Below are 21538 nucleotides of genomic sequence, written 5' to 3'. Positions count from 1 at the left end.
GCTCCTGTCAGGTGGAAGGGGAGGAAAGCGCCCAGGCATCGGCCTGGCGCAGGTAGTCCTGCCGCTCGCGGCGGCAGTCATCGCCGCCCATCGAAAACTGGCGGCAGATCGCCGGGCGCTGCGGGTAGATCGTGCAGCGCAGGTGATAGGGATCGATCGCCGCGCACCAGCCTTCCTCGTTGCGCGCCATCACGGCACGGCCGTGGGCGTCGCGTGACAGGAACTGGCCAGGCACGTGGTCGCCGGGCTGCAGCAGCACGGGCAGCCGGCAACAGACCGCGTCACAACGGCGGCAGTCGATGGGTGCAGGTGCTGCGTCAGGTTGTAAGGCCTCAGGGGCCTGGCGGGTGCCCAAAGCGGGTCTCGATGGCGGCTCGGGTGGTACGCGGACCATGAACGAGCCAGAAGGCATGGCCGCTAGGCCCGCAGGGCGGGCCAGGCTACACGGCGGACACACACCGGCGCGGCCGGTGGAAGGTGCAGCAGGGTTCTAGCCGACCAAGAGTAACTTAGACCGCGTAACGTTTTGTTAATCCCGGCTGGCCGCCGCCAGTGCCAGGCCCTGGACCACGCCCAGCGAGGGCTCGCCGTGGACCATGCGGGCGCCCGGGAAGGCCTCCGCCACGGCCTGGCGCAGGTAGCCGGCGCGGGACATGCCGCCGGTCAGGAACACCGCATCCGGGTCGCCGCCGATGTCGCTGCGGACCTGGGCCAGCAGTTCACGGATCTGCTCCAGATAGCCGTGGGCGGCGGCGGCCAGGCCGTCAGCGCTGCTGTCGGCATGCAGGTCGCGGGCGATGTAGTCCAGCGTGCTGCGATGCTCGCTGGCCGCGCTGAGCGCGATCTTGGCGCGCTCGACGTCGCGGTACAGGCGCGCGGTGTTGCCGGTGTCCTGCAGGGCCTGCAGGCGCGCGCCCCACGGATCGTCGACGTGGTCGTACTTGTGCTGGCGGAAGTCGCGCTGGCGGGTCATGTCCTGCACGGTGGCCGCTTCCACGTAATGGTGGGCGGGCACGCGGGTGATGCCGCGGCCGAACAGCGGCATGTAGCTGGACAGGCTCAGGGCCAGGTCGATGTCGGTACCGCCGCGGGCGATACCCCAGGCGCGGTGGATGCGCGGGGCCGCTTCGCCGCCGACCTCGGCATGGGCGATGTCGGTGGTGCCGCCGCCGATGTCGACGATCACGGCCTGGTGCCGCTCGCGGCTTTCGGCGTGGTAATGCATGGCCGCCGCCGCGGGTTCCTCGAGGAAATCGATCTGGTCGAAACCGGCCTGGGTGGCCGCTTCGCGCAGGATGTCCAGCGCCTGGTCGTTGCCGGCCGCGCCGATCGAGCTGCGGAACTGCACCGGGCGGCCGAGCAGGGCGGCACGCAGCGGCCGGCCGAGCTGGGCGCTGGCCGTCAGCCGGATGTGTTCGAGGATGTGCGCGGCGATGCCGGTGATGGTCTGCTTCGCGCGCGGGTGCAGGTTGTAGCCCAGCATCGACTTCGGGCTCTGCACGAGGTTGCCTTCGTGTTCCTCGAAATAGGCTTCCAGCGCGGCGTCGCCGTAGATCGCGTTCTGCAGCAGGTCACTGGCGCTGCGTTCCTTGCCGGCCCGGGCTTCCATCCATTCGCGGCGCAGCGCGCGCAGCGCTTCGCGGCGCAGCGCCTGCGGTGTGCGTTCCTGGCCGGCGGCACGGGCCGCACGCGCAGCACTGTCGATCATCTGCTGCAGCTGGTGTTCCTGGCCATCGTCGAGCTGGAAGTCATCCGGGTCGGGCACCACGCCGGGGAAGTACACGCTGGTACGGAACTGCTCGGCGTCGCCGAAGCGGATCGGCAGCAGCGTCCCCTCATGCACGATGGCGGCGGCGGAGTTGCTGGTACCGAAGTCGATGCCGAGGCGCATGGGGAGTTCCGGGGGCGATCAGGGGCCGCGCACTCTGCTGCAGTTCGCGGCCGACTGCAAGTTCCCGCCCGTTGCCGTTGCCGATCGGGCCATGGTGACGACGCTGCGCGCTCCCGGGCAAAGGGGCGCCGGCGCCGGGCGGTTACAATGGCGGCTGTTGATTCACTTTGAGGTACTTGCCGATGTCTTCTGTTCCCGCCTGCCCGCAGTGCACCCTGGAAAACACCTATGCCGATGGCGCGCTGTGGATCTGCGCCGACTGCGGCTTCGAATGGACCGCCGGCGACGGCGCCGGCGCGGCCCTGGTCGTGCGTGACAGCAACGGCAACACCCTGCAGGCCGGCGACACGGTTACCGTGATCAAGGACCTGAAGGTGAAGGGCTCCTCGATCCCGCTCAAGCAGGGCACGGTGATCCGCAACATCCGCCTGGTCGAGGATGATGCCGAGCACATCGAAGGCAACTCGGACAAGATCAAGGGCCTGGTCCTGAAGACCTGCTTCCTCAAGAAGGCCTGACCGGCGTCAACGCCTGGCCTGCTGCTGCGCGCGCCAGCGGGCCAGGCTGTCCAGCTTGGCCTGGTAGCGCGCCTGTTCCGGTGCCCCGCCCAGCAGCTGCGCGCGGGTCAGTTCACGGTCGGCGCGCTTGAGTTGCCCCGCCAGGAAGTACACCCGCGCCAGCCCGAAGTGGAACTGGTGCGCGCTGTCGTACAGGCGCACCGCCTGCCGGTAGTAGCGGATCGCGTCCTGCAGCCGGCCCGCCCGCTCGGCCTGGGTGCCCAGCATGTACTGCGCGAACGGATCCTCGCGTTGCACCGACTGCAGTCGCCGGTCCAGCGCATTGGCCTGCGCATCCAGCCCCAGGCGCCGGTACAGCGCGCTGGCATTGGTCAGCGCGGCATCCTGGCGTCCATCCAGCTGCAACGCCCGGTCCAGCGCCCGCTTGGCGGCATCGATGTCACCCTCGCGGCTGTCGAGCACGCCGAGATTGTTCCAGACCGAGGAAAAGGCGCGATCCTGCGCCACCGAGGCATCGAAGAACGCACGGGCGCCGGGCAGATCGCCTTCGGCCATCCGCTCCGCACCGCGGTTGTTGTAGAAGTGGGCCAGCGCGCGCGCGCGGTTGACCGGTTGCGGGCCGTGCCGGTCGTAGAGCACGTTGCGATCGAGATCGACCGTGGCGTAGCGCCCGGAGATCTCCACACCGGCATTGACGTGGCCGACGCTGTAGACCACGCCGTTGTCCTGGTCCTGGTACCACGACACCACCTGGCCGACTTCCTGCACGCGGGCCTGGATGCCGGCTTCACGTGCCAGCGCCACGAACATCAGGGTGAAGGCCAGGCAGTTGGCGCGGCGTTGCTGCCAGACCTGCTCGACGGTGTAGGTCGCATTGGCGTCGTACTGCAGATCCAGGCCATGGCGGTCGAAGATCATCTCCACCAGGGCCTGCAACCGCTGCTCGCGCGATGAGCTGCGCTCGATCACCTGCTTCTGCAGCATCGCGCGCATGCCGGCAGGAATCGCCAGCACCTGTTCCGGCGTCGGGATGCCCGAGGTGGCGGCATCGCCGGCGACCGGTACGGCAGCATCGCCCGCGTGCGCCTGTGCAATGGCAGGCAGTGCCAACGACAGGGCCAGGGTCAGGACGAGAAGGCGGGCGGCAGGACGGCGCATGACGGTTCCCGGCAGCGGCGGGCGCTCCCGCCTGTGGCGAGTGTAGACCCGTGGATGTGCCGATGCAGCGACCGTTGGTCGGCGCCGCCGTTCATCCACAACCGGTGTGGACCAGCGCTCGGCAAAGCTGTGGACAACCGTGCCGACGCCTCGCCTGGCAAGCGGTGTGAGCGCGTGGTGAAAAAACTGCCAGCTTGCCCGGCGCCGGCGCAGGCAGGATGATCCGGGCATGGACTTCTCACCGCTGACGCTTGCTCCGGCGCAGTGGCAGGCGCTGCAGGACAGCTATGCAACGCCGCCACGGGCCTACCACCACTTCGGCCATGTGCGCGCGGTGCTGCAGCACTGCCAGGAGGTGGCTGATGGCCCCGGCTGGCAGCAGCCGGCGGAGGTCTACCTGGCCGTGCTGTACCACGATGCGGTCTACCAGGCCGGGCGCAAGGACAACGAGGCGCGCTCGGCGGCGCTGGCCCTGCAGGCGATCGCGCAGGCGCCGGAACTGGCTGCGGTGGATGCGGCCCGGGTCGAGCAGCTGATCCTGTTGACCGCCCGCCATGGCGAGCTGGGACCGGATGATGTCGATGCCGAAGCCGCGTTGTTCCTGGACTGTGACATGGCGATCCTTGCAGCGCCGGAACCGGTATTCGCGGCCTATGACCGTGGCGTGGCCGAGGAGTACCAGGGCGTGGTGCCGGGCTTCCTGTACCGTGCCGGCCGGCGCCGTTTCCTGCAGGGCCTGCTGCGCGCGCCGCGGATCTTCCTCAGCGGGTTCTTCCACCAGCGCCTGGATGCTGCCGCCCGCGACAACCTGCGTCGGCAGCTGGGCCGCTGAGCCGGCCCGGTACACTGGGGGCTGTCTCCACCGATTGTCGCTTCTGACCGTGTCCGTTCCTGATCCCGATCCCCGTCCGCTGCCGCCGGAAGAGCCCGGTCCCAACGAGTGCTGTGGCAGTGGCTGCCCGCTGTGCGTGCTTGACCTGTATGCCGACGAGCTGCAGCGCTACCGCAAGGCGCTGGCCGAGTGGCAGGCGCGGCACCCGGAGGCGGCGCCTTGAGCCGCGCGCGTCCTGCAGCGCTGCTGGCGCTGGCGGCATTGCTGCTGTTCGTGGCCACCGCGCTGTGGACCCAGTTCGCACGCACCGACCTGGACTGGGTACGCGCCACGCTCAGCCTCTACCTGCATGGACCGTGGGGGCTGGCGCTGCGTGGCGCCTATTGCCTGCTGGCACTGGCCATCGCCGTGCTCGGCATCGCGCTGTACCGCGGTAGCATCGGGCCGCGCCGCAGTGCGGCGGCACCGCTGCTGTTCACGGTCTCCGCGCTGGGCCTGGCAACGGTCGCGATCGGCGACAGCTGGCTGCCTGAAGCAACGCCGCTGCTGGCACCGTTCATTCATGGGCTGGCGGCCAACACCGCCTTCCTGTGTGCCAGCGTCGGCATGCTGCTGCAGGCCTGGTACCTGCGCCGCGAGCCGGGCTGGCAGTCTGCTGCCGGCCTGCTCTGGGCCTGGGCCTGGCTGGCCTTCGTGCTGTTGTGGCTGCACGTGCTGTGGCGTGCCGGGCCGCCGCGCGGACTGGGGCAGAAGGGGGTGATCGTGGTGATCGTGGGCTGGCTGCTGTACCTGGCGCTGGCGCTGTACCGGCGCAGCCGCCGCAGCGCGGCCCACTGAATCCCCAACGGCCTGCACCGGTACGTGCCGTGCACGCGGCGGCGGCGTATCGTGTGCGCATTCCACCGGGGATGCGATATGAAGCGTGCAGGGCTGGGCAGGGCAATGGGTGTGGTACTGGCGCTGGCCGCGCTGCCGGCAACGGCAGCGGCCACCGTGCAGCAGTTCAGCCACGGGCGGTTCGAACAGATTCCGGTGCACATGCCGGCCGGCACGCCGCAGCGGGTGGTGATCTGGTTCCATGAACCGACCGCCGGTGGCGATACCAGCCGGTTGCCGATCGAGGCCCTGCGCGCCGATGGCGCGATGGTCGCTGCCGTGGACATCGCGCACCTGCGCGGGGTGCTCAAGCGCGAGGGTGACCCGACCTGTTCGTTCGGTTCCGGCGATGTCGAGAATTTCTCGCGCTGGTTGCAGGCGTCGCTGCATCTGCCGGGCTATCACCTGCCCCTGGTGGGCGGTGATGGCGAAGGTGCCGAGATGGCCTATTCGCTCGCGGCACAGGCCGACACGCAGGTGTTTGCCGGGCTGCTGACCACCGGCTTCTGCCCGGACCACAGCCACCAGCGCATGGTCTGCGGCGATGGTGTGAAGCGCAACAGGCTGCAGCCTGCCGAACTGAACTTCCCATGGTTGAGCGCAGCCGGTGACCATGGCTGCAAGGTGGGCGAGGCCAGCCAGTTCGTGCAGCAGGTGGCGATGGCGCGCGAGTTCAAGCGCACCGCGCGCGGTGACGCCTCGCCGGGCCTGGTCGCGGCGGCGCGGGTGATCGGTGCACAGGCCGGCGTCAGCCTGGCGCCACCGCCGGCCGCGCTGAAGGGCCTGCCGGTGGTGGAGGAGCCTGCGACCGGCAACGGCGACACGCTGGCGGTGTTTGTTTCCGGCGATGGTGGTTGGGCCGGCCTGGACAAGGACGTGGCGTCGTCGTTGAACGAGCATGGCGTGGCCGTGGTCGGCATCGATTCGCTGCGCTATTTCTGGAGCGAGCGCACGCCGAAGGGCTTTGCTGCCGACCTGCAGAAGATCATCGATCACTACCGCCAGCAGTGGCGGCGCGACAAGGTGATGCTGATCGGCTTCTCGCAGGGCGCCGATGTACTGCCGGCCACCATCAACCAGCTCGATGCCGATACCCGCGCGGCGCTCGACCGTATCGTGCTGCTGTCGGTGGGCAAGAAGGCCGACTTCGAATTCCACGTCAGCAACTGGCTGGGCGGTGGCGGTGACGGCCTGCCGATCGCACCGGAAGTGGCAAAGCTGCCGGCCGGCAAGACCCTGTGCGTGTACGGCCAGGACGACGACGACGCACTGTGCCCCGGCCTGCCGGCCAACGACGGCGTGCAGAAGGTGAAGCTGCCGGGTGACCATCACTTCAATGGTGACTACGACCGCCTGGCCGAAGTGATCCTGAAGGGCGGCGCATAGCGCTGGTCATGGGTAGCCGCCGACCTTGGTCGGCGCAGGTGGGGCGTGTCGACCAAGGTCGACACCTACCAGGCGATGCAGCGCGCTGGTGACGCACGCCGGTCATGGGTAGATGCCGACCTTGGTCGGCGCAGGTAGGTCGACAGCACCGGGCGGTGCGGGATGAGCGTGCCGACCCGGCTCGCCACCTGCCGGGCACCCCGCACAGTGGCTCAGTTGCGGCGCGGGTCCAGCGAGATCAGGCGCGTGGCATCCAGCAGCGCCGCCGGCAGATGCATGCCACCGGGCGCCGCCAGGTAGCGTGGCCGCCACTGCGGGTCGAACTTGGACTTGAAGCGGCGTAGCCCACTGAACCCATAGAAGCGTTCGCCGTGACGCGCCAGCAGACCGGCCAAGCGGTTCCAGCGGCCGGCCAGACGGTGCTGGGCCAGCCCGGAGAGGGGCGCCATGCCCAGCGAGAATCGCGCATAGCCCTGCGCACGGCCCCACAGGAACAGCTCGATGAACAGGAAGTCCATCGTGCCCTTCGGTGCCTCGTTGACGTGGCGCATCAGGTCCACCGACAGCTCGGCCCCGGCCGGCGCCTGCCAGAGGTTGGCGAATGCCACGATCTGGCCTTCGGCCTCGACCAGCGCCACCGGGAAGCGGGCCAGGTAGTCCGGGTCGTAGCTGCCGAGCGAGAAGCCCTTCTCATCACCGGCCTTGTCTTCCAGCCAGGCATTGGAAATCGCATGCAGGCGTGGCAGCAGGCTGGGAATTTCCTCCACCGGCGCGACGCGGAACGTCAGGCCGCTGCGCTTGCCGCGGTTCCAGGCCTGGCGCAGGTCGGCGCGCTCGCGGCCCTCCAGGCCGAAATCATGCAGCGGCACCATCGCCTCTTCCCCCAGCTTGACCAGCCCCAGGCCGAGGTCGAGATAGGTCTGCCAGTAGGTCTCGCCGACCTGGTAGAACACCGGGCGCAGGCCGAGCCGGTCGGCTTCCTCGCGGAAGCGCCAGATCAATGCACGTGCGACCTCCGGCGGCCCGACCGGATCGCCCATCGCAATCAATGACCCGCCATAGCGCTGCATCATCACGAAGCCCTGCTTTGCATCATCGCGCAGCACCGCCTTGTCGGCGGTCAGCACCAGGCAGGCCTGGGTGTCGGTGGCACCGGCGAGGACCGGTGCCAGGGATTGCAGGGTCGGTTCGTCGGCGGGCGGCAGCGGACTGCGCGTGCTGTGCAGCAGTCGCGCCAGGCCGAACATCACCAGCGCGATGGCCACCACCAGCAGTGCACGAAGCGCGCGCGGTGCGTTGCCGGACAGCGCGAACTGCCACCACAGTTCGTTCTGGTACTCGACGTGGCTGTAGGTGAAGAACAACAGCCAGGTGACCGCGACCAGCACCAGGCCGAGGTTGCGCAGCCACGGCCAGGACCAGGCCTCGTCCAGCAGTGCGCCCTGGCGGTAGAACTCGCGGCGTGCGGCCCACAGTGCCATGGCCACCAGCAGTGCCGAGACCGCGATCAGCGGCTGGCCACCGCGCAGCCACAACGGCAGCGGGGTGACCACGCATACCGCCATCGCCAGCATCCACGCGGCATGGCTGCGCCGGGCCAGGCCCTGGCCGATCAGCAGCAGCGCGACGCCGCTGAGGCTGCCGATCAGGTGCGAGGTTTCCAGGATCGGCAGCGAGGCGTTGACCAGATGGCGGCGCGGCGTGGGCAGCGTGCCATCGATGACCAGTGCGGCACCGATGCTGAACACCGCCAGCGCGATGATCTGCGGCAGCCAGGGGCGCAGCGCGTTCCAGCCGGCGCGGGTCGCCCCGGCACTGGCCTGCAGCGGCTGCCGCAGTGCGGGCGCAAGCGCGAGCAGGGTGGCCAGCAGCAGCGGCAGTACGTAGTAGGTCACACGGTAGATCAGTGCCGCCGCCAGTACCGCCGCGGGCGCGACCTGCGGCAGCAGCTTCAGCAGGCTCCACTCGAATACACCCAGGCCTGCCGGCACTGTCGAGACCAGCCCGGCCAGCACCGCGACCAGGTACAGGCCGACGAAGCCGGGCAGGCCGGTCGGTGTGGAGTCGGGCAGCAGCACGTAGAAGGCGGCACTGGCCAGCACCAGCTCGACCACGCTGAGCACGGTGACGCCGATCATGGTGCGGCGGTCGGGCAGCCACAATGCATGCCCGAACACGCTGAACTGCCGTCCTTCGCGGCCGACCACCAGCACGGTCGCCAGATAGGCGAGCAGGGCGGCGATGCCGACCATGCGCACGGCGTCCGGATCCAGCGGCAGCGCCAGCGCCGCCGCCGCCGGTTCCATGCACAGCGCCACGCTGATCAGCAGCCAGGCACCGAACACGAAACCGAGCGTGCTCATGAGCACCACCTGGCCGATCTGCGCCAGGTCCAGGCCGGCGCTGCGGTAACCACGCAGACGCACCGCGCCGCCGGTCAGGGCGGCAAAGCCCACGGTCTGGCCGAGTGTATGGGCAAGGAAGGCGGTGATGCCGATGCGCGCCGGATGCACGCGGATGCCACTGCGGCGTAGGCCGATAGCGTCAAAGCCGATCAGGCAGGCGTAGCTGGCCAGGCCGAGCACCACGGTCAGCGCGATCTGCGTGCCGCTGAGCTGGCGGAAGGCCTGGCGGATGGCGCGGTAGCCATGCTCATCAAACTCGCTGGCCAGGCCATGCAGGGCCAGGGCAAGGATCAGCAGCGGAATGACGATGGTGAGGACCCGCTTCCATGCCGGGGTGGAGGAAGCGGTGGCGGGGTCGGTGGCTGGGGTCATCGGCGCAAGGGTGCGTCAGGAAGGGCTAGGGCGGTGTCAACGCGGGCGTGGCGCATCGTGCGCCTGTCGTCGGCATTTGACCAGCATGCGTGTCGGAGCCCGGTAGTGACGCTGCACGAAGCCGGCCCGTGCACCCACCGTTGACCGCTTTGGGGGACAATGCAGGCCTGATCACCCGCAGGAGCCACGCCCATGATGGAGCGTTACGACGTCGGACCGCGCATGTCCGAAATGACCGTGTACAACAAGGTCGCCTATCTCTCCGGCCAGATTCCGGAAGACACCAGTCAGGACATCACCGGGCAGACCCGGCAGGTGCTGGCGGAAATCGACAAGCTGTTGGCCCTGGTGGCCAGTGATCGCCAGCACGTGCTGCGCGCGGAAGTGTTCCTGGCCGACATCGCTGATTTCGATGGCATGAACAAGGCATGGGACGAATGGGTCGTCGAAGGTGCGACCCCGGCCCGCGCGACCTTCGAGGCCAAGCTGGCGCATGCCGAATGGAAGGTCGAGATCGTGGTGACGGCCGCCGTGCCGTAATCCCTTGACGGGGTCAGATCGCGTTTCCAGAGGAAAAGGGATCTGACCCCGGCTGTGCCGGCAGCAGCTCGATGCAGTCCACCGGGCAGGGCGGGATGCACAGCTCGCAGCCGGTGCACAGATCGGCAATCACCGTGTGCATGTACTTGGCGCCGCCGACGATGGCATCCACCGGACAGGCCTGGATGCACTTGGTGCATCCGATGCAGTCGGCCTCCACGATCAATGCGACCTGCGGCGGCTTGTGTTCGCCGCGCGCGCGATCGAACGGAACCGCAGCGACACCCAGCACCTGCGCCAGTGCGCGGGCGCCGGCATCGCCCCCCGGCGGGCAGCGCTCGACCCCCACTTCGCCACGCGCCATGGCCTGCGCGTACGGGCGGCAGCCGTCATAGCCGCATTGCCCGCATTGGGTCTGCGGCAGCAGGCGGTCGAGGCGTTCGGTCAGGGGTGGGATCAGGCTCATGCGTGGCGAAGGCTGCGCGTCAGGGTCATTTCATCGGTTTGCCGCGGAACCAGCGCTCGTGCGCCAGCGCCAGCATCGGCCGGTCCTCGGAACTGTCACCGTAGGCATGGATGCGCACGTAGCGCGACAGATCGAACTGGCGGCGGATGTGCTCGACCTTGCGCGGACCGCAGTCACCGCCCGCATAGCGGCCGGTCAGGCGACCGTCCTGGCTTTCCAGCCGGTTGCAGATCAGCTGCAGTCCCAGCTGTTCGCACCACGGTCTGAGGTACAGGTCCAGTGAGCCGGACACGATCACCACGGTGTGCTGCTGCTGCTTGTGCCAGCGGATCTGCTCCAGCATTTCCGGGCGCACCACGTCGGGCAGGAACTCACGCGAGAAACCGTCGGCCAGGGTGGCGATGTCGTCACTGTGGCGGTCGCTGAAGGTCAGGCGGGTCACCCGTGCGCGGATGCGTTCGGCCGAGATCAGCTTCAGCTTGTACGCTGCCAGCCATGGGCCGACTTTCCACCAGGCCTGCGCCAACTGCTCGGCGGTGGCCACGCGGCGCAGGAACCGGCCATAGGTATCGCAGGTGGTCACGGTGTGGTCGAAGTCGAACAGCGCCAGTTCCATTCCGTCGTCTCCCTCGCGATTGCTGCCGTGGCCGGTGCTGGCAGCGGGCGCGGCCGGGGCCACGCCCGCTTGCGGGCATCAGCGGACCGGCATGCCCGGCTGTGCACCACTGTCGGCGTCCAGCAGCGCCAGCGCGCCACCGTCGAAACCGGCCGACAGGATCATGCCTTCGCTCAGGCCGAAGCGCATCTTGCGCGGCGCCAGGTTGGCGATGAACACCACGCTGCGGCCGACCAGCGCTTCCGGCTCGCCGTAGCTGCCGCGGATGCCGGAGAAGATCTGGCGCGTGCCCAGCTCGCCGGCGTCCAGTTCAAAGCGCAGCAGCTTGTCCGAGCCTTCCACGAACTCGCATGCCAGCACCTTGCCGATGCGCAGGTCGAGCTTGGCGAAATCGTCGATGCCGATATAGGCCGGAGCGGCGGCGCTGTTGGCTTCGTCCTTGGCCGGGGCGACCGGCTTGGCGGCTTCAACCTTGGCGGCGGGGGCGGCAGCGGCGGCCGGCTGCAGGGTGTCCTTGGAGGCGTCGATCATGGCGTCAATCTTCTTCGGGTCGATACGGGTGAACAGCGGGGTGTACTCGGTGATGCGATGGTCCAGCAGGGGCTGCACCAGGTCGGTCCAGTCGCTCACCGGCGCAGCGAGGAAGGCCTCGGCCTGCACGGCGGTGGCCGGCAGCACCGGCTTCAGCGCGGTGACCAGCACGCGGAACAGGTTCAGGCCCTGGCTGCATACGGCCTGCAGCTGCGCGTCCTGGCCCTCCTGCTTGGCGATGACCCACGGCTTGACGTCGTCGATGTAGCGGTTGGCTTCGTCGGCCAGGGTCATGGTCAGGCGGATCGCCGCCGCCGGATCGTTGCGCTCGTAGGCCTCGCGGATCGGCGCCAGGCCATCGACGAAGCGCTGGTACTGCGCTGCATCGGGCAACTGCGCGGCCAGCTGGCCGTCGAAGCGCTTGCTGATGAAGCCGGCGCAGCGGCTGGCCAGGTTGACGAACTTGCCGACCAGGTCGGCGTTGACGCGGGCGATGAAGTCGCCCAGGTTGAGGTCGAGATCGTCGACGCCGCCGCCGGACTTGGCGGCGTAGTAATAGCGCAGCGCTTCCGGCTCCAGGCCGGCGTCGAGGAAGGTGCGTGCCATCACGAAGGTGCCGCGCGACTTGCTCATCTTGGCACCGTCCACGGTCAGGTAGCCGTTGACGTGCAGGCGGGTCGGCGCGCGGTGACCGGTGCCGTGCAGCACGGCCGGCCAGAACAGGCCGTGGAAGTTGACGATGTCCTTGCCGATGAAGTGGTGCAGCTCGGTGGCGGTGCCGGCGCGCAGATGCGCCTCGAAGTCTTCGCCGAGCTTGCCGCACAGAGTCTGGAAACTGGACAGGTAGCCGATCGGCGCGTCCAGCCAGACGTAGAAGTACTTGCCCGGCTGGCCGGGAATCTGGAAGCCGAAATAGGGCGCATCGCGCGAGATGTCCCACGCGCGCAGGCCACCGTCGGCATTGAGCCACTCACCCAGCTTGGCCTTCACGCCGGGCAGGGCCACGTCGCCGGCCAGCCATTCGCGCAGGAAGGCGTCGAAATGGCCGACCTCGAAGAAGAAGTGCTCCGAATCGCGCATTTCCGGCGTGGCACCGGAAATGACCGAGCGCGGGTCCTTCAGGTCGGTCGGCGCATAGGTGGCGCCACAGACTTCGCAGTTGTCGCCGTACTGGTCGGGGCTGCCGCAGTTCGGGCAGATGCCCTTGACGTAGCGGTCGGGCAGGAACATGCCCTTGGCCGGGTCATAGAACTGTGCCACCGAGCGGCGGCTGATGTGGCCGTTCGCTTCCAGCTTCAGGTAGAACTGCTCGGTCAGCGCCTGGTTGGCTGCCGAGTTGGTCGAGTCGTAGTGGTCGAAGGCCACGCCGAAGGCGGCGAAGTCACGTTCGTGGCTGGCCTGGATGTTGGCGATGAAGGTTTCCGGGGTGACCCCGGCCTTTTCCGCGGCCAGCATGATCGGCGTGCCATGGGTGTCGTCGGCGCAGACGAACCAGGCCTTGCCGCCGCTCATTCGCCGCGCACGCACCCAGATGTCGGCCTGGATGTAGCCGACCAGGTGGCCCAGGTGCAGCGGGCCGTTGGCGTAGGGCAGGGCGGTGGTGACGAGCGCGGTACGGGTCATGGTCGCGGGGTGAAGCCGAGGGGAACCGCAGAGTATCGCATGCCCGCAACGAGGTGACCCGGCCGAAGCCGGGTCACGGGGATGAAGCGGGGGCCGGGGCGCTTATTCGCGCTGCCAGGTCTGTGCGCGGCAGATGAAGGCGATGCAGCCGGACACGTCCAGCTTGGTGCCGCCGGGCTGCAGCTCCATCTTCGACTTGTAGGTCTTGCCGTTGGCCGGGTCGAGGATGGTGCCGCCGGACCACTTGTTGGCGCCGTCGGCCTTCAGGTTCCAGAGAATGGTCATGCCCTTCACCGGCTTGTTCTTGTTGGCGCCTTCACAGCCGTCGCAGACCGGATTGGGACCCTTGTCCGAGTGCAGGATGTCGACCACCTTGCCGGTCAGCGTGCCGTTGGCGGCCTGGGTGATCTCGACGATCGACTTCACCTTGCCGGTCTTGTCGTCGATGGTCTTCCAGCGTCCGGCGGCGCCGTCGGCGGCCTGCGCCGAAAGTGCGGCCAGGCACAGCGGCAGCGCCAGCAGCAGGGTCTTGAAGGTCTTGCGCATGGTCCCCTCCCAGGGTTCATTCCGGCACGGTGCCGGTATACGCCGACTGTATACCCATTCGGCGGGGTATGGGGAAGGGGGTTGGCCGGATTGGGATGACCGGGGTCAGATCCCTTTTCCAGAGGAAAAGGGATCTGACCCCATCGCGCTCAACCGGCTTCGTACAGCTCCAGCGGGAGGCCATCCGGGTCAGCGAAGAAGGTGAAGCGGCGGCCGGTGTATTCGTCCACCCGGATCGGCTCGCAGTCCACGCCCTGGCTGGCCAGGTGCTGGATGAACGGTTCCAGCCGGGCAACCCGGAACGCGAGGTGGCGCAGGCCCTGGGCCTCGGGGCGGCTGGGACGGGGCGGCGGCGCGGGGAAGGAGAACAGTTCCAGTTGGCTGCCGTCGGGCAGTGCCAGGTCCAGTTTCCACGAGTCGCGCGCGCTGCGATGGTTCTCGGCCAGCACGCGCAGGCCCAGCACGCGCACGTAGAAGTCCCTGGAGCGGGCGTAGTCGCTGCAGATCAGCGCAGCGTGGTGGAGGCCCAGCAGGGGGGAGGCGACGTCGGTCATTGCAGGCTGTCCAGCCAGCGCTGGGCGATCGCCCGCGCCAGCGGATAGGGTTCGGGGTCGTTGCGGTTACTCAGCACGATCACGGTCAAGCGCTGTTCCGGATGGCGGACGATCACGTTGCGGAAGCCGATGCTCTCGCCGCTGTGCCACTGCACCGGGCCGTTCAGGCGCCAGCCGAAGCCGTAGTGCGGCACGTCCGCTTCGGGCGTGGTTGTCGCCGGGCTGAACATCGCGCGGCGCGAGGCCTGGGTCAGCAGGCGATCGTCGTACAGCGCCGCATCCCAGCGCGCGAGGTCGTCCAGCGAGGAGTAGATGCCGCCATCGCCAAGCACGGCGCTGGTGGTGCTCTGGTCGGTGCGCTGCCAGTGGCCGTCGATCCAGCTGTAGCCATAGGCGCGTTCGGCGACGATATCGACACCGTCCTGGTGGGCCACGGTGTGGGCCATGCCGAGCGGGCCGAAGATGCGCTGCTGCAGGAACTCCGCGAACGCCTGGCCGGAGGCACGGCTGACGATCAGCGCCAGCAGCGCATAGCCGCTGTTGCTGTAGCGGTACTGCGTCCCGGCGGCGAAGTTCAGGCGCGGCTGGCGCGACAGCAGGGCCAGCACATCGGCATCGTGGACCTGGCGGGTGTCGGCCGGATCCATCAGCTCTTCATAGTCGAGCAGGCCGCTGGTATGCGACAGCAGCTGCCGGAGGGTGATGCCTGCTGCGGCCGGCGGCAGTTCCGGCAGCCAGCGCCGGGCCGGCTGGTCCAGGCCGAGGCGGCCGTCTTGCACCAGCAGCAGTATGGCCGCCGCGGTGAACTGCTTGCTGACCGAGGCCAGCCGGAAGTTGCTGGCCGCGGTGACCGCGGTGCCGTCTTCCACCACCGCCAGGCCGTAGCCACGGCGGAACACCGGCTGCCCATCATGCAGCACCAGCACGGCGGCGCCGGGCACCTGTCCATCGTATGCCTGCATCAGGCCATCGATGCCCGCATCCGGCGGGGTCAGCACCGGTGCGGCGGAGCTGGCCAGCGGCAGCAGGCCCAGCACGGCGGCGAACAGGACGGCGGCAGGGCGCATGGTGGCTCCGCTGGAGGTCAGGGCGAAGGGGCGGGGGCGGTGCTGGGCGGCTGGGCCATCCAGCGTTCCATCTTTCGATCCAGCACATCCAGCGGCATCGAGCCGTCCTTCAGCAGTTCGGCGTGGAAACGACGCAGGTCGAATGCCGCACCCTGGCGTGCCCTGGCCTTGTCGCGCAGGGCGACGATGGTGGTCAGGCCGGCCACGTTGGACAGCGCCTGGCCGGGCTGGGCCATGATCCGCTCGACTTCGGCGTTGGCGTCTTCGCTGCTCATGTCCACGGTCTTCTGCAGGTAGGCAACGGCCTGCTGCTTGCTCCAGCCCTGCGCGTTCACGCCGGTATCGGCCACCACGCGGGCGGCGCGCAGCAGGCGCGAGTACAGGTAGCCGATGCGGTCGTAGGGATCGGTGTAGATGCCCAGCTCCTCGCCCAGGGTTTCGGCGTACAGACCCCAGCCTTCGACGAAGGCGAGGTCGCCGCCCAGACGGCGGAAGCGTGGCAGCTTGGCCAGTTCCTGCTGCAGGCCGAGCTGCACGTGGTGTCCGGGAATCGCTTCGTGCAGGTATTGCACCGGTACGTTCCAGCGCTTGCGGCTGGGCAGGTCACGGGTGTTCACATAGAGCACGCCCGGCTGCCCGGCCGGCGACGGCTGGTAGGCCGCCGCCGCCGCGGTCAGTGCCCGCTCCGGTTCCACCGCGCGCACTTCCAGCGTTGACCTGGGCAGGGTGTCCAGCACCTGCGGCAGGCGTGCGTTGACCTGCTGCTGCACCTGGCGGTAACGGCTGATCAGCGCGGTGGCGTCGCCGTACTGGAACTGGCGGTCGTTGCGCATGCTGCGCAGCAGCTTGGTCTGCGTGCCCCGCAGCCTGGCGTCCTTCATCACCGTGGCGATCTGCGCCTGCAACTCCTGCACGCGCTGTTCGCCCAGCGCATGCAGCTGCGCTGCGGTCTGGTCGCTGGCGGTGGTCTGCACGATCAGGTTGGCATACCAGGCCTGGCCATCAGGCAACGCTCCAAGGCCACTGCTGGCGCGGGTGGCGGGCAGGTACTCGGTGGCGATGAAGCCGCGCAGGGCGCGGTAGGCGGGCATGATGCGCAGCTCGATCATGCGCTTGTACTCGGCGCTGATGCGCGCCTTGTCCTCGGCCGCGATGGTGGCTGGCATGGTGCGGATCGGCGACCAGAAGATGCTCTCTTCCGCGCTCGGCTTGATCACCGCATCCAGCTGCGGCAGCACTTTCTCCATCAGGTCGCGCGGCTGCACCACGCCGGCCTTCATGCCCTGGCGCATGTTGTCGATGGCCTGGTCGAACAGCTCGGGAATACCGAGCGAGCGACGCGACCAGGTGTCGTAGTCCTGCACCGTGTTGAACGGTTGCGCGCCGGCACCGGAGCCGAGGATGGCCATGATGCTGCCGACGTTGTAGTACTGGCTGATCGGCATCATCCAGCTCGGATAGCGCTCGGCGGCCAGCGATGCGCGTGCATCGCGCACGAAGATCTCGTAGCTGAGCAGATCCTGGCCCTGCAGGCCGTCACTGCCGAGTTTCTCGACCTTGCCCAGCCATTCGGTGGTGAAGTCGTGCGACTGCTGGCGCCAGGCCGCGGACAGGATGTTGGGCAGCTGGTCGTTGTAGCGTGGTTCGCCCTGGAAGGTGGCCTGCAGCGGGTTCAACCGCATCGAGGCATCCCAGTATTCGTCATACAGGCGCTCCAGCTGCACCTGCTTGGGCACGGCACGGGCCGCTGCGACCGGGCGCGGCGCGGCGCGGCGCGCCGAACTGCCACGGGCCGGCGCGCTGGCGCGGGCGGGCTTGGCTTTGGGCTTGGCAGCCTGGCGGGTCTGCGCGGCGGCAGGGCGGCTGGCCTTCTTTTTCGCTGCTTCGGCCGACGGAACGGCGCTGAACAGGAACAACGCGGCGATGGCGGCGGCCAGGACGCGGGTGGGATGCGGCATCAGGAGCTTCCGTGGAACACAGACCGTGGAGCTTGCACGATCCGGCCGCGTACGGCCAGCGTGAAGGCGCAGTCAGCTTGCCGTCGCTGGGGCTTCAGTCAGCCGCGGCCGCGGTGCGCAGCGCGGCTGCGCGCTCGGCGCCCAGATAACGGGTGATCGCACGCCGCATCAGGTACAGCAACGGGATCAATGCGATCGCAAAACCCATCTTGTAGATGTAGTTGACGCTGGCCACCGCCAGGAACAGCGAGGTCGGCCAGTGCTGCGGGCCCAGCACGAAGGCGATCCAGATCACCACGAAACTGTCCACCACCTGCGAGATCGCGGTCGAACCGGTCGCGCGCAGCCACACATGGCGCTCGCCGGTCGCCCGGCGGATGCGATGGAACACCGCCACATCGATCAGCTGGCCGAGCAGGAACGCCACCAGCGAACCGGCGATGGTCCACATGCCCTGGCCGAACACCGCCGCGAACGCGGCCTGGTAGTCGGGGACGCCGTGGCCATCCATCGAGGTCACCCACCAGCTGGCCGGCGCCAGTGAAATGGCCGCGAACGCGAACAGGAAGCCGTAGCCGATCAGCACCACCGCCAGCCACGAGATGAAACGTACGCCCCGCTTGCCGAAAAACTCGTTGATGGTGTCGGTCATGATGAACACCACCGGCCATAGCAGGGTGCCGGCGGTGAAGCTGAGCGAGCCGGTCTGGCCGAACAGGTTCCAGTTCAACGGGTCGATGCCGAGGGTATCTTCCAGTGCGAAGATCTTCACTCCGATCAGCTCGGCCAGCACCGCGTTGCCGCAGAAGAACGCGGACAACACGATGAACAGCAGGACCGCGCGATCCTGCAGCGGGCGCTCGACCGGCGCCGGGGTCATTCGGCGCGGTCGCCGGCGCGGGTGAACGGTACGCTGGACGGCGCTACGGCGCCGCCGGAAATGATGAAGCTCATCGCCTGGTCGACGGTCCAGTCGGTCGGCGTCAGCAGCTCCACCGGCACGATTTCCAGGTAGCCCGAGGTCGGGTTCGGCGTGGTCGGCACGTACACCGCGGCCAGCTCACGGTCGCTGCCGTGTTCCTTGATCACGCGGGTCACCAGCCCGACCGATTTCATGTCGCGGTGCGGGAAGTCGATCAGCACCACGCGCTGGGTACTGCCCGGTTCGGTCTGCAGCATGTCCAGCAGCTTCTTGGCACTGTCGTAGATGATGCTGGCCAGCGGGATGCGCTTGATGACCGCGCCGACCCAGCGCAGCAGGCGCTGGCCGAGCACGCGGCGGCTGGCGACGCCCACCGCCAGGATCACCAGCAGGGTGGCCAGCAGGGCGATGGTGTCCTGGATCCATTCGGCGCGGACCCAGCCGAGGTAATGCGGGAAGCTGGTCGCGATCTGTTCGGACAGCGGTACCACCAGCGGGCTGGAAATGCCCGACAGCAGCACGAACACGAACTTGACCACGACCCAGGTCAGCCAGATCGGCAACAGGGTCAGCAGGCCGGTCAGGAACAGGCGCTGCAGGGAGGGGCGGGGAACCAGGGCGGGGGCTTCGAGCGACATGTGCGCATTGTAGCGGCCAGCACCGGTCGATTACGCTGGGCAATCGACGACGGCAACGGCACATGGAAGGGACGCTGTGTTGAAGATCCTGCGCGGACTGGGCTGGACCCTGGCGGGCCTGCTGGTGCTGGCCATCGTGGTGTGGTGCGCCTCGCGCATGTGGCCGGTGCCGGAATCGCGGCTGCAGGCGCAGCAGCGGCTGGAAGCCCGCCTGCCGGCTGCGGGGCGTAATGGCTATCCGCTGCTGTGGACGCTCGCCTTCGACGATCTCGATGCGCGCGAGCGCGAGCAGGCGCTGGCCGACGATGTGCGACGCTGGGAGGCCGCCCCCGGCAGCAACAGCATCCCCCGGACCCTGCTGGCCACCCGCCACCCCGAACTGCGCTCGCGTGCCGCCGCCAGCTGCGGCCCGGGCGCCCTCGACTGCCTGGCACAGGTGCGCGCCGATCCGCAGCGGTTTGCCGACGCCCACGCCGGACACCAGCAGCTGCACGCGCGCCTGGAACGATTGGCCGAGGCGGATCACTTCGTGTCGCCGTTCCTGCCGAAGGGCGAGGGCATCCTGGTGCCGTTGCCGGATTATGGGCTGATGGTGGATGCCACCAGCGCCCGCGCGCTGGCCTATGTGCAGGGCGATGTCGACGCCGCGTTGCGCGGCAGCTGCCGTGACCTGCAGCTGGGACGACGGCTGCTGCCGGGTGGCAGCTATCTGGTCGAGAGCATCATCGGTGCCAGCCTGGTCCAGGCCAACGCGCAGCTGCTGGCCGACGTGCTGGTTGAACTGCCGCCCGACCACTCGCTGCCGCCGGAATGCGAACGGGCGATGCAGCCGATGCGGGCCGAGGAGCAGAGCCTGTGCCGCGCGATGCAGGGCGAGTATGCGATGAGCCGGGCGGCGATTGAGGGTTCGGGGCGGGAATTCGGCGGCATGCTGGTGCTGGACCGTGGCAGTACGCTGGCACGCGTCGCCGGCAACCTCGGCTGGGCCTGCGGCGCGGTGGCGATGTCGGCGCTGGAAGCGGATCGCCCGCTGCCGGTGCCGGCACCGCCGCAGCATGACTTCGGCTGCCTGTCGAACGTGATGGGCTGCGTGCTGACCGATATCGCCGGCCCGGTCTATCCCGGCTATTCGTCGCGCGCCCAGGACGCCGCCGCGATGCTGCGCCTGCTGGGCGCACAGCGCTGGCTGCGGCAGCAGCCGGAAGACCCGATGGATGCGCTGCAGCGCCTGCCGGCGCAGTTCCGCTCGCCGGTACGCGCGCCACGCTTGTCCGCCGATGGCCGCCACCTGCAGGTACCGCGGCGTTCGCCTGCGCGCGGCCGTGACGAGAGTCCGTGGTTGTCGGTGCCGCTGCAGGCCGGGGCCGGGGCCGGAGCCGCTGCCCGCGAGTGAGCCGTGGCTCAGTGGTTGCCGGCCAGTGGATCGAACGCCCAGCCATCGCCGACGGTCTGCAGCGTCCAGCGATGGCTGCTGCGCAATGGCTGCCAGCGCACGCTGTCCTTGTCGTCTTCGATATTGCCTTCGGTCCGCTTCAGCCTGCGCGTGGAGAAGTTCACGCTCAATGACTCGGTCTGCCCCGAATTGCGCATCACCGAATCCTGGTCGTAGCCGATCAGCGCGAAGGCGCCGTCCTGCCAGCGGAAAGTGAAGGCGGTCGTTCCCATCGACCAGCTGCCGGCGCTGGCAAATGAAAACAACGCGACCCTCAGGGTGCCACGCTGGATGCCGATGCTGCCCTCTTCGAGCGGATCGCTCATCACCGGGTTGTCCGGGCGCGGAATCAGCTGGTGGTCCTGCACCGCCAGCACATAGCCGGATGGACGCGACCACGCGACGGCGAGAATGCGTGGGTTGCTGTCATAGGGCGAGGGGTCGAAGCCATCATGCTCGATGACATTGCGCGGGTCCTGCTGGCGCAGCACCAGTACCAGGTCGGCTCGACCATCCTGGTCGAGATCGCCTTCAATGCTCGACTCGAGCGACCAGCCCTCGGGCACGAAGCCGGTGGCGCTGGTGGCCTGCGCGGGCAGCACCGGGTACCGCACGGGTGGCAGCTCCAGCGAATGCGCAGCGAAGGACAGCGGGATCAGCAGTGCAGCAACGGCGTACGGGCGCATAGGAGCCTCCATGGCAAAGCCGCACAGGATAGCGCCCGCGCGCTGGATCAGCGTGCGTGCGGCTTCAGCCGCAGGTAGACCTGCTTGCGCACCTGCGCGACCACTTCACCCTGCTCATCAACCACGTCGTTGCTGAACCAGCGCAGCACCTTTTCGCCGCTGGCCGCTTCGGTGCGCAGTTCCTCCAGCAGCGCATCGTCGATGCGGAACGAGGTGCGCACCGTGCCGCGGCCGGGTTTGAGGAAATCGATCGCACCGGCCCGGTCCCACACGTAGTAGTCGCGGCCGAGGATATGCAGCAGGCCCAGCATCCAGAACGGATCGGTCATGGCGAACAGGCTCCCGCCGAAGTGGGTGCCGACGTAGTTGCGGTTCCAGGGCCGCAGCCGCAGCTCGACATCGATCTGCCGGTAGTCGGGGGTAATGCGGGTGACATGGATGCCGGTGAACAGGAACGGCGGCCAGAGGTTGATGCCGAAGCGGAACAGGCGGGCGTTCATGCGGGTCCGGGAGCGCGGGGG

22 protein-coding genes are annotated in these 21538 nt (G+C 68.6%); 7 read left to right on the top strand and 15 right to left on the bottom strand.

The genetic code is table 11. The annotated features are described in order from the left end of the window. Positions 1-7 precede the first annotated feature (7 nt). The gene (locus Q0P60_RS05515; protein ID WP_294989924.1) at positions 8-301 is read right to left on the bottom strand and encodes a YkgJ family cysteine cluster protein; all 294 of its coding nucleotides are present in this window, start codon (positions 299-301) and stop codon (positions 8-10) included. A 228-nt stretch (positions 302-529) separates the two neighbouring features. Beyond that, on the bottom strand, positions 530-1891 hold the full coding sequence (locus tag Q0P60_RS05510) for an Hsp70 family protein (protein ID WP_294989414.1): 1362 nt from the start codon (positions 1889-1891) through the stop codon (positions 530-532). A gap of 182 nt (positions 1892-2073) precedes the next feature. Between Q0P60_RS05510 and Q0P60_RS05505 the strand changes: the two genes are divergently transcribed. Continuing rightward, complete coding sequence (locus Q0P60_RS05505; protein WP_294989411.1) at positions 2074-2409, top strand: zinc ribbon domain-containing protein YjdM; 336 nt, start codon at positions 2074-2076, stop codon at positions 2407-2409. A gap of 6 nt (positions 2410-2415) precedes the next feature. Here Q0P60_RS05505 and Q0P60_RS05500 read toward each other — a convergent pair whose 3' ends face one another. Continuing rightward, the gene (locus Q0P60_RS05500; RefSeq protein WP_294989408.1) at positions 2416-3567 is read right to left on the bottom strand and encodes a transglutaminase domain-containing protein; all 1152 of its coding nucleotides are present in this window, start codon (positions 3565-3567) and stop codon (positions 2416-2418) included. Between the two features lie 229 nt (positions 3568-3796). Here Q0P60_RS05500 and Q0P60_RS05495 point away from each other — a divergent pair, with 229 nt between their 5' ends. The 4 genes from Q0P60_RS05495 to Q0P60_RS05480 all read left to right on the top strand — a co-directional run bounded on the left by Q0P60_RS05495 (position 3797) and on the right by Q0P60_RS05480 (position 6661). Beyond that, entirely contained in the window at positions 3797-4399 is a 603-nt protein-coding gene (locus Q0P60_RS05495) for a hypothetical protein (protein WP_294989406.1), read from the top strand. Positions 4400-4442: 43 nt separating this feature from the next. Then, on the top strand, positions 4443-4622 hold the full coding sequence (locus Q0P60_RS05490; RefSeq protein WP_294989921.1) for an oxidoreductase-like domain-containing protein: 180 nt from the start codon (positions 4443-4445) through the stop codon (positions 4620-4622). Continuing rightward, on the top strand, positions 4619-5236 hold the full coding sequence (locus Q0P60_RS05485; RefSeq protein WP_294989403.1) for a DUF998 domain-containing protein: 618 nt from the start codon (positions 4619-4621) through the stop codon (positions 5234-5236). Before Q0P60_RS05490 ends, Q0P60_RS05485 begins: the two co-directional genes overlap by 4 nt. Before the next feature lie 78 nt (positions 5237-5314). Next, on the top strand, positions 5315-6661 hold the full coding sequence (locus tag Q0P60_RS05480) for an AcvB/VirJ family lysyl-phosphatidylglycerol hydrolase (RefSeq protein WP_294989400.1): 1347 nt from the start codon (positions 5315-5317) through the stop codon (positions 6659-6661). Positions 6662-6873: 212 nt separating this feature from the next. On the opposite strand, the gene mprF is transcribed toward Q0P60_RS05480, so the two are convergent. Continuing rightward, on the bottom strand, positions 6874-9438 hold the full coding sequence (gene mprF / locus Q0P60_RS05475) for a bifunctional lysylphosphatidylglycerol flippase/synthetase MprF (protein ID WP_294989397.1): 2565 nt from the start codon (positions 9436-9438) through the stop codon (positions 6874-6876). A 192-nt stretch (positions 9439-9630) separates the two neighbouring features. Between mprF and Q0P60_RS05470 the strand changes: the two genes are divergently transcribed. Further along, on the top strand, positions 9631-9978 hold the full coding sequence (locus Q0P60_RS05470) for a RidA family protein (RefSeq protein ID WP_005418155.1): 348 nt from the start codon (positions 9631-9633) through the stop codon (positions 9976-9978). 13 nt (positions 9979-9991) lie between these two features. On the opposite strand, the gene rnfB is transcribed toward Q0P60_RS05470, so the two are convergent. The 9 genes from rnfB to Q0P60_RS05425 all read right to left on the bottom strand — a co-directional run bounded on the left by rnfB (position 9992) and on the right by Q0P60_RS05425 (position 18899). After that, entirely contained in the window at positions 9992-10444 is a 453-nt protein-coding gene (gene rnfB / locus Q0P60_RS05465; protein WP_294989390.1) for an Rnf electron transport complex subunit RnfB, read from the bottom strand. A gap of 25 nt (positions 10445-10469) precedes the next feature. Then, positions 10470-11060, bottom strand: a complete 591-nt coding sequence (locus tag Q0P60_RS05460) for an HAD family hydrolase (protein WP_294989387.1) — start codon at positions 11058-11060, stop codon at positions 10470-10472. 78 nt (positions 11061-11138) lie between these two features. Beyond that, positions 11139-13214 carry a methionine--tRNA ligase gene (metG, locus tag Q0P60_RS05455; protein ID WP_294989384.1) on the bottom strand — a complete coding sequence of 692 codons (2076 nt, stop codon included), beginning with the start codon at positions 13212-13214 and terminating at the stop codon, positions 11139-11141. 102 nt (positions 13215-13316) lie between these two features. Then, entirely contained in the window at positions 13317-13760 is a 444-nt protein-coding gene (locus Q0P60_RS05450; protein WP_006462411.1) for a DUF2147 domain-containing protein, read from the bottom strand. Between the two features lie 149 nt (positions 13761-13909). Continuing rightward, complete coding sequence (locus Q0P60_RS05445) at positions 13910-14314, bottom strand: VOC family protein (protein WP_294989378.1); 405 nt, start codon at positions 14312-14314, stop codon at positions 13910-13912. Further along, positions 14311-15381 carry a serine hydrolase domain-containing protein gene (locus Q0P60_RS05440; RefSeq protein WP_294989375.1) on the bottom strand — a complete coding sequence of 357 codons (1071 nt, stop codon included), beginning with the start codon at positions 15379-15381 and terminating at the stop codon, positions 14311-14313. The genes Q0P60_RS05445 and Q0P60_RS05440 overlap by 4 nt, the downstream gene beginning before the upstream one ends. Before the next feature lie 17 nt (positions 15382-15398). Further along, on the bottom strand, positions 15399-17339 hold the full coding sequence (locus tag Q0P60_RS05435; RefSeq protein ID WP_294989372.1) for a DUF885 family protein: 1941 nt from the start codon (positions 17337-17339) through the stop codon (positions 15399-15401). A 94-nt stretch (positions 17340-17433) separates the two neighbouring features. Next, complete coding sequence (locus Q0P60_RS05430; RefSeq protein ID WP_294989369.1) at positions 17434-18219, bottom strand: queuosine precursor transporter; 786 nt, start codon at positions 18217-18219, stop codon at positions 17434-17436. After that, a complete protein-coding gene (locus tag Q0P60_RS05425) occupies positions 18216-18899 on the bottom strand; it encodes a DUF502 domain-containing protein (protein ID WP_294989366.1) in 684 nt (227 codons plus the stop codon). The genes Q0P60_RS05430 and Q0P60_RS05425 overlap by 4 nt, the downstream gene beginning before the upstream one ends. A 76-nt stretch (positions 18900-18975) precedes the next feature. Between Q0P60_RS05425 and Q0P60_RS05420 the strand changes: the two genes are divergently transcribed. Next, positions 18976-20292 carry a hypothetical protein gene (locus Q0P60_RS05420; protein WP_294989363.1) on the top strand — a complete coding sequence of 439 codons (1317 nt, stop codon included), beginning with the start codon at positions 18976-18978 and terminating at the stop codon, positions 20290-20292. 8 nt (positions 20293-20300) lie between these two features. On the opposite strand, the gene Q0P60_RS05415 is transcribed toward Q0P60_RS05420, so the two are convergent. Together Q0P60_RS05415 and Q0P60_RS05410 are read right to left on the bottom strand one after the other, a co-directional pair. After that, positions 20301-21017: a hypothetical protein gene (locus Q0P60_RS05415; protein ID WP_294989359.1), complete on the bottom strand. Its 717-nt coding sequence runs from the start codon at positions 21015-21017 to the stop codon at positions 20301-20303. A 47-nt stretch (positions 21018-21064) separates the two neighbouring features. After that, complete coding sequence (locus Q0P60_RS05410; RefSeq protein WP_294989356.1) at positions 21065-21517, bottom strand: DUF4442 domain-containing protein; 453 nt, start codon at positions 21515-21517, stop codon at positions 21065-21067. Positions 21518-21538 lie beyond the last annotated feature (21 nt).

It is taken from the genome of uncultured Stenotrophomonas sp. (genome assembly GCF_945952405.1).
Taxonomy (GTDB): Bacteria; Pseudomonadota; Gammaproteobacteria; order Xanthomonadales; family Xanthomonadaceae; genus Stenotrophomonas.
The sequence above is the reverse complement of the archived record's forward strand: the minus strand, read 5'-3'. Positions and strand labels throughout refer to the sequence as shown.